The 7,035-nt window shown below is 69.3% G+C and carries 7 protein-coding genes; 5 read left to right on the forward strand and 2 right to left on the reverse strand.

All coding sequences use genetic code 11. The features are described from left to right. Positions 1-223: 223 nt before the first annotated feature. The 4 genes from ABZS51_RS41675 to ABZS51_RS41690 all read left to right on the forward strand — a co-directional run bounded on the left by ABZS51_RS41675 (position 224) and on the right by ABZS51_RS41690 (position 5,397). Positions 224-2,086 (forward strand): acyl-CoA dehydrogenase family protein, encoded by a 1,863-nt coding sequence (locus ABZS51_RS41675; RefSeq protein WP_355453590.1) that lies wholly within the window; start codon positions 224-226, stop codon positions 2,084-2,086. 202 nt (positions 2,087-2,288) lie between these two features. After that, positions 2,289-3,557, forward strand: coding sequence for an extracellular solute-binding protein (locus ABZS51_RS41680; protein ID WP_355453593.1), 1,269 nt, complete (start codon positions 2,289-2,291; stop codon positions 3,555-3,557). Between the two features lie 71 nt (positions 3,558-3,628). Then, a complete protein-coding gene (locus tag ABZS51_RS41685; RefSeq protein ID WP_355453596.1) occupies positions 3,629-4,513 on the forward strand; it encodes a sugar ABC transporter permease in 885 nt (294 codons plus the stop codon). Next, positions 4,513-5,397 (forward strand): carbohydrate ABC transporter permease, encoded by an 885-nt coding sequence (locus ABZS51_RS41690; RefSeq protein ID WP_310706830.1) that lies wholly within the window; start codon positions 4,513-4,515, stop codon positions 5,395-5,397. The genes ABZS51_RS41685 and ABZS51_RS41690 overlap by 1 nt, the downstream gene beginning before the upstream one ends. A 19-nt stretch (positions 5,398-5,416) precedes the next feature. On the opposite strand, the gene ABZS51_RS41695 is transcribed toward ABZS51_RS41690, so the two are convergent. Then, on the reverse strand, positions 5,417-6,151 hold the full coding sequence (locus ABZS51_RS41695; protein ID WP_355453599.1) for a methyltransferase: 735 nt from the start codon (positions 6,149-6,151) through the stop codon (positions 5,417-5,419). A 106-nt stretch (positions 6,152-6,257) separates the two neighbouring features. Here ABZS51_RS41695 and ABZS51_RS41700 point away from each other — a divergent pair, with 106 nt between their 5' ends. Beyond that, a complete protein-coding gene (locus tag ABZS51_RS41700; protein ID WP_355453602.1) occupies positions 6,258-6,815 on the forward strand; it encodes an RNA polymerase sigma factor in 558 nt (185 codons plus the stop codon). Here ABZS51_RS41700 and ABZS51_RS41705 read toward each other — a convergent pair. Beyond that, on the reverse strand, positions 6,784-7,035 hold a 252-nt coding region (locus ABZS51_RS41705; protein ID WP_355453605.1), incomplete at its 5' end, for a hypothetical protein. The two genes, ABZS51_RS41700 and ABZS51_RS41705, sit on opposite strands and share 32 nt — an antisense overlap.

The following is a 7,035-nucleotide window of genomic DNA, read 5'->3' on the forward strand; positions in this document are numbered from 1 at the left end:
CACCGGCTGTGGGTGCGCCGGGCCGAGGTTTCGGAGCTGCAGGAGCTGGCTGTGGAGATTGATAACAAGTAACACCCGCGCCGCCGCGCGCCGCCCGTTGCCGCGCGTGCCCGTTCCGTGAGCCGGCATCCGGTGGCAGGCGTGACGATCTCTTGGGATGACCCCGCCGGAGCGCCGGGTACACAGGCATCCCGGGGGAGCGTAACGTCGGCGGGAGGATGCCATGAGCGAGTACGCGAAGGCGAGAGAGCTCGGCGAGCAGGCCCGCGAGAAGGAATGGACCCGGCCGAGCTTCGCGAAACAGCTGTTCCTCGGAGACTTCCGGCTGGACCTCGTGCGTCCGGCGCCGGTGCCCGGTGACGAGGCCGCCAAGCGGGGCGAGGAGTTCGTCCGCGCGGTGCGCAGGTTCCTCGACGCGCACGTCGATCCCGCCGAGATCGAGCGCACCGCGCAGGTGCCCGACGAGGTGGTCAAGGGGCTGGCGCGGCTCGGGGCGTTCGGCATCACGATCGCCGAGGAGTACGGCGGGCTCGGCCTGCCGTACCTGTACTACTGCCGCGCCCTCATGCTGGTGGGCTCGTACTGCCCCGCGCTGGCCACCCTGCTGTCGGCGCACCAGTCGATCGGCGTGCCCCAGCCGCTCAAGCTGTTCGGCACCGAGGAGCAGAAGCGCGAGTTCCTGCCCCGGTGCGCGCGGGGCGAGATCTCCGCCTTCTTGCTGACCGAGCCGGACGTCGGCTCCGACCCCGCCCGGCTGTCCACCACCGCGGTGCGCGACGGCGACGCGTACGTGCTCGACGGCGTCAAGCTGTGGACCACCAACGGCGTCGTCGCCGACCTGCTCGTCGTCATGGCCCGCACCGGGGAGAAGGTCAGCGCGTTCGTGGTCGAGGCCGACACCCCCGGCATCACGGTCCAGCGGCGCAACAGCTTCATGGGCCTGCGCGGCATCGAGAACGGCGTCACCGAGTTCCGGCAGGTCAGGGTGCCGGCCCGCAACCTCATCGGCCGCGAGGGACAGGGCCTGAAGATCGCCCTCACCACGCTCAACACCGGCCGCCTGTCGCTGCCCGCCACCTGCGCCGGGAACGCCAAGTGGGCCGTGAAGATCGCCCGCGAGTGGGGCGACGCCCGCGTCCAGTGGGGCCGGGGGATCGGGCGGCACGAGGCCGTCGCCACCAAGATCTCCTTCATCGCGGCCACCGCGTACGCCCTGGAGGCCGTCTGCGACCTGACCAGCCGCATGGCCGACGACCGGCGCAACGACATCCGCATCGAGGCCGCCCTGGCCAAGCTGTACGCCTCGGAGATGGCCTACCAGGCGCTCGACGAGCTGGTCCAGATCAGGGGAGGGCGCGGCTACGAGACCGCCGAGTCGCTGGCCGCCCGCGGCGAGCGGGGCGTGCCCGCCGAGCAGATGCTGCGCGACTCCCGCATCAACCGCATCTTCGAGGGCTCCTCCGAGATCATGCGCCTGCTCATCACCCGCGAGGCGGTGGACGCCCACCTGTCGGCCGCCGGCGAGCTCATCGACCCCGGCGCCTCCCGGCAGGCGCGCGTCCGCGCGCTCAGACGGGCCGGCGGCTTCTACGCCCGCTGGCTGCCGACCCTGGTGGCCGGCACGGGCGACCTGCCGAGCTCGTACGCCGACTTCGGGCCGCTGGCCCCCCACCTGCGGTACGTGGAGCGCACCAGCCGCAAGCTCGCCCGATCCCTGTTCTACGGCATGTCGCGCTGGCAGGGGCGGCTGGAGCACCGGCAGGCGTTCCTGGGCCGTATCGTCGACGCCGGGGCCGAGCTGTTCGCCATGACCGCGGTCTGCGTGAAGGCCGAGGAGGACGAGGCGGACCTGGGGCGCCGGCCGTACGAGCTGGCCGACACCTTCTGCCGGCAGGCCAGGAGGCGCGCCGACGCCCTGTTCGCCCGGCTCTGGGACAACAGCGACAGGGAGGACGTCCGCCTGGCCCGGTACGTGCTCGACGGCCGCTACACGTTCCTGGAGGAAGGCGTGCTGGACCCGTCGGTCGAGGGCCCGTGGGTCGGATCGCCCGAGGGCGGGGAGAACGTCCGCAGGAAGATCACCTGACAGCCGGTCTAGACCGGAGGTGAGCGCTTTCCGGTCCAGATGTTGTCGAACCGAGACGAGCCGGTATAGACCGCCGTCCGAAACCGGGCTTACGCTGACGCAAACGCGTGGAGCGGTGGCTCACGCGCCCCCAAAACCCTCCGGGCGGGGCGACGACTGGTACGGACCAGCGGAACCCGTCCGACGAGAAGGCGGTACACAGGTGAGAATCAAGCTTGCGGGCGGCGCCGCTCTCGGCGTGGCGGCCATGATGGTCCTGTCCAGCTGCGGGTCGGAGTCCGGCTCGGCCGGCGACCAGAAGGCCTCCGAAGGGGGTCAGGTCACGCTGAAGATGGTCGCCGCCGACTACGGCGACGGCCCCGGCAAGCCGAACTCGGGTGAGACCTTCTGGAAGGGCGTCACCGACGAGTTCACCAAGGCCAACCCCAACATCAAGGTCGACGTCCAGGTCATCAACTGGAACGACATCGACAAGCAGGTCGCCACCATGGTCCAGAACGGCCAGGCGCCCGACATCCTGCAGACCGGCGACTACTCCGGCTTCGTCAAGGACGGCCTGCTCTACAAGGCCGACGAGGTGCTCTCCCCGAACGTCTCCGGCGACCTGCTGCAGAAGTTCGCCGAGTTCGGCAAGGTCGACGGCACCGCCTACGGCATCCCGTTCGTCTCCTCCGCCCGTGCCCTGTTCTACAACAAGGACCTGTTCACCAAGGCGGGCGTCGCCGAGCCGCCCAAGACCTGGGACGAGCTCAAGGCCGCCGCCGAGAAGCTGAAGAAGGCCGGCGTCAGCCAGCCGTTCGGTCTGCCCCTCGGCCAGGAGGAGGCCCAGGGCGAGTCGTTCCTGTGGATGCTCGGCAACGGCGGCGGCTACAAGGACGCCTCCGGCAAGTGGGCGATCAACTCCCCGCAGAACGTCGAGACGTTCACCTACCTCAAGGGCCTCGTCGACGCCGGCCTGACCACCCCGAACCCCGGCACCAAGGACCGCAAGACGGTCTGGGAGGACTTCGGCGCCGGCAAGGTCGGCATGGTCAACGGCGGCCCCATGTCCATCCCGATCTTCGACGCGGCCGGCCTGAAGGACAAGTACGGCGTCGCGCCCATCCCCGGCAAGACCGGCCCGCTGGACACCACGCTCGGCGTCATGGACTGGATCATGGCGTTCAACAAGAACGGCCACGCCGCCGAGATCAAGAAGTTCTTCGACTTCTTCTACACCGGCTCCGCCGCCCAGAAGATCAGCGACACGTACAAGCTGCTGCCCGTCACCACCAGCGGCGTCCAGAAGCTGTCGAGCGACGAGAAGCTCAAGCCGTTCCTCGACGGGCTGCCCAACGCCAGCTTCTACCCGTTCCAGGACCCCAAGTGGGCCGAGGTGAACCCGGCCATCAAGCAGACCATCGGCGGGGCCGTCAAGGACGACCCGGCCAAGGTCCTCGGCGAGCTCCAGAAGACCGCCGACGCCAGCTGACCCCTCGGGGGCACTGTACGGCCGGCGTCTCGCAGCCGGGACGCCGGCCGTACCGTCATGGAAGGTAGTTCATGAGAAGGTTGCGCGCCCTGGAGCCGCTGGCCTGGATCGGGCCGGCCACCGTGCTCATCGCGGTCGTGGTGCTCTGGCCCGTCGTCGAGATGATCCGGTCGTCGTTCCTCAAGATCAGCCGGTTCGGGGTGGTGCAGGGTTCCAACGGTTTCGCCAACTACGAGAAGCTGTTCGACGAGAAGGACTTCGCGGACATCATGCTCCGCAGCGTCATCTGGGTCGTCGCCGTCGTCGCCCTGACCGTCCTCGTCTCGCTCGCCCTCGCCCAGCTGTTCAACCAGCGCTTCCCCGGCCGCCGCGTCGCCCGCTGGGCGCTCATCGCCCCGTGGGCCGCGTCCGTGCTGATGACCGCGATCGTCTTCAAGTGGATGCTCGACCCCGAGGTCGGCGTCATCAACCAGATCCGGCTCAAGCTCGGCCTCATCGACGCGCTCGGCGGCACCTCGGCCGACCAGCTCGGCGACGCCTCCACCGCCATGCCGTGGCTGGTGTTCGTCGCCGTCTTCGTCTCCGTGCCGTTCACCACGTACGCGCTGCTCGCGGGCCTGGCCACCATCCCGGCGGACGTCTACGAGGCGGCCAAGATGGACGGCGCGTCCAGGTTGCGCACGTACTGGTCCATCACGCTGCCCCTGCTGCGGCCCGCCCTGACCGTGGCCGCGCTCATCAACGTCATGAACGTCTTCAACAGCTTCCCCATCATCTGGGCGATGACCCACGGCCAGCCCGGTTACTCCACGGCCACCTCGACGATCCTCATGTTCATCCTCAAGGGCTCGAACATCGGAGAGTCCGCCGCCATGTCCGTCGTCAACTTCGGCATGGTGCTGATCCTGACCGTGGTCTTCCTCAAGGTCTCCCGCTGGAACAAGGAGGTGGCCTGATGGCCGTCACGACCGCGCCCCCCGCCACCGCCCGGCAGCACACCCGGCAACGGCCCACTCCCAGCCGGGCCCTGCCCGCGCTCAAGACCACGATCACCGCGGCCGCCGCCTACGTGATCGCGTTCATCTTCGTGTTCCCGTACCTGGTGATGCTGCTCACCTCGCTCCGGCCCCAGGAGTCGCTGCGCGACGCCAGCCTGCTGCCCTCGACGTGGGAGTGGTCGAACCTGGCCAACTTCTGGAGCGGCGGCCTGGCCGGCAACCTCATGGTCACCCTCAAGGTGGCCGCCGGGTCCACGATCCTCGTGCTGCTCGTGGCCCTGCCCGCCGCCTACTACTCCGCCCGGCACAACTTCCGGGGGCGCACCGCGTTCCTCATCCTGGTGCTCGTCACCCAGATGTTCCAGCCGACCGCCATGCTCGTCGGCATCTACCGCGAGTTCTTCCAGTTCGGGCTGGTCGACTCGATCTGGTCGCTCATCCTGGTCAACGGCGGGTTCAACCTGGCGTTCGCGGTGTGGATCCTCAACGCGTACTTCTCCTCGATCCCGCGCGAGCTGGAGGAGGCCGCGTTCATCGACGGCAACGGCCGCTTCGGCGCGCTGTTCCGCATCACGCTGCCGCTCGCCATGCCCGGGGTCATCACGGCGCTGATCTTCACGTTCATCGCCGCCTGGAACGAGTTCGTGGTGGCGCTCACCCTCACCACCACGCCCGAGAACCAGCCGCTCACCGTGGCACTCAACTCGTTCATCGGCCAGTATCAGGTGGACTGGCAGAACCTGTTCGCCGGCTCCGTCATCGCGACCATCCCGGTGATCATCCTGTTCGCGCTGATCGAGCGGAAGGTCGTCGGCGGCCTGACGGCCGGCTCCATCAAGTGACCGGATCGGCCGGGGACGCTCAGCCCGGGACGCGAGCCACGCAGAAGACCGTCTGGCCGAACGGCGGCGTGATGAACCGCTCGATCAGCCGCGTCGCCGGCACCACCGTGCGGTCGTAGATCTTCACCAGCCGCGGGTCGGGGTAGCCCACCCCGCCCCGCCGCACCGCGGCCCACCAGGCGATGCCGCCCAGGAAGTTGATCGGCTTGAGCACGTCGATGTCGAGACCCGCCTTGGCGACCGTCGAGCGCAGCGTCTTGGGCGTGTAGCGCTGCACGTGACCCACCTTGCGGTCGAAGTCTCCGTAGAGCTGCATGTAGCCCGGCACCCAGATGATGATCCGCCCGCCCGGCAGCGTCACGTTCGCCAGCGAGCGCAGCGCCCCGGCGTCGTCCTCGATGTGCTCCAGGACGTTCATCATCACGACCGTGTCGACCTTATCCTCCAGCGGGATGTCGGTCGGCAGCCCGAACTGGAGCACGTCGATGTCGTCGCGGCCGGCGAACCGCTTGCGCAGCTGCTCGACGCAGTAGGGGTCGAAGTCGCTCACCACGAGCCGGTCCAGCCGCGGCAGGAACTGCTCGGCGAAGTGGCCCAGGCCGGAGCCGATCTCCAGCATCGACCGCCCGACGTGCGGGGCGACCATGTCCAGCTCGTACTGCCGGTAGTTCTTGGCCTCGTCGCCTCCGAGGTGGTTCTCCAACGCCTCGTCGCCGGCCGCCGGCTGCACTACACGGTCATACCCTGAAGACATAGTCCCGTTCCTTTAAGGGCTCGCGGATTGGCCCGAGTCTAGTGCCCGGGCGGCGCCGAAGGTCACATGATGCGCCGAACGCCCTTCCCAGTCCGTCCTCGATGCGATGGAATCTGACACGCCCATGGACGACGACGAGGCGATCGCCCGAGCCCTCGCCGGCGACCTGACCGCCTACGAGGCGCTGGTCGCCCGGTACAGCACGCTCGCCCACCGCACCGCCGCCCTGCTCGGCGCCGCCGACGAGACCGAGGACGTGGTGCAGGAGGCGTTCGTCAAGGCCTACCGGCACCTGCCGTCGTTCCGGCGCGGCTCTCCCTTCCGCCCGTGGCTACTGCGCATCGTGGCCAACGAGACGCACAACCTCACCCGCTCGCGCGGTCGCAGGAACGGCCTGATCGTCCGGCTCGGCGCCGTCGCCGACCCCGTCGCGCCCGACGACCCCGAGGGCGCCGCCGTGGCCGAGGACCGCCGCGCGCGCCTCCTGGAGGCGGTACGCGCCCTGCCCGACGGCGAACGCGACGCCGTCGTCTGCCGGTACTTCTTACAGCTCACCGAGGCCGAGACCGCGCAGGTGCTCGGCCGTCCCGTGGGCACCGTCAAGTCCAGCACGCACCGCGGGCTGGCCCGGCTCAGGGAGGAGGTGGGCGGTGAGCTCGCGTGAGCCCCACGACGATCACGACGATCACGACGGTCCGGACGATCACGACGGCCTGGACGGTCTCGACGACCTCGGTCGCCTCGAAGCCGAGCTGTCCGCCCTCGGCGACTCCCTCGACGTGCCCGCCCCACGCCCAAGCAGGTGCTGACCGGAGAGTTCCCGGGACGACACCAGCGCGGCTGACCGGAGCGTCCTGAGGGAAAGTCCCATAAGTCCCCCGAAC

It is taken from the genome of Nonomuraea sp. NPDC005501 (assembly GCF_040605905.1).
Lineage (GTDB): Bacteria > Actinomycetota > Actinomycetes > Streptosporangiales > Streptosporangiaceae > Nonomuraea.

Bases quoted from the DNA above. Each gene is read 5' to 3' on its own strand.
- ABZS51_RS41685 (WP_355453596.1), top strand. From the start codon at position 3,629: ATGAGAAGGTTGCGCGCCCTGGAGCCGCTGGCCTGGATCGGGCCGGCC.
- ABZS51_RS41690 (WP_310706830.1), top strand. From the start codon at position 4,513: ATGGCCGTCACGACCGCGCCCCCCGCCACCGCCCGGCAGCACACCCGG.
- ABZS51_RS41700 (WP_355453602.1), top strand. From the start codon at position 6,258: ATGGAATCTGACACGCCCATGGACGACGACGAGGCGATCGCCCGAGCC.
- ABZS51_RS41695 (WP_355453599.1), bottom strand. From the start codon at position 6,151: ATGTCTTCAGGGTATGACCGTGTAGTGCAGCCGGCGGCCGGCGACGAG.
- ABZS51_RS41675 (WP_355453590.1), top strand. From the start codon at position 224: ATGAGCGAGTACGCGAAGGCGAGAGAGCTCGGCGAGCAGGCCCGCGAG.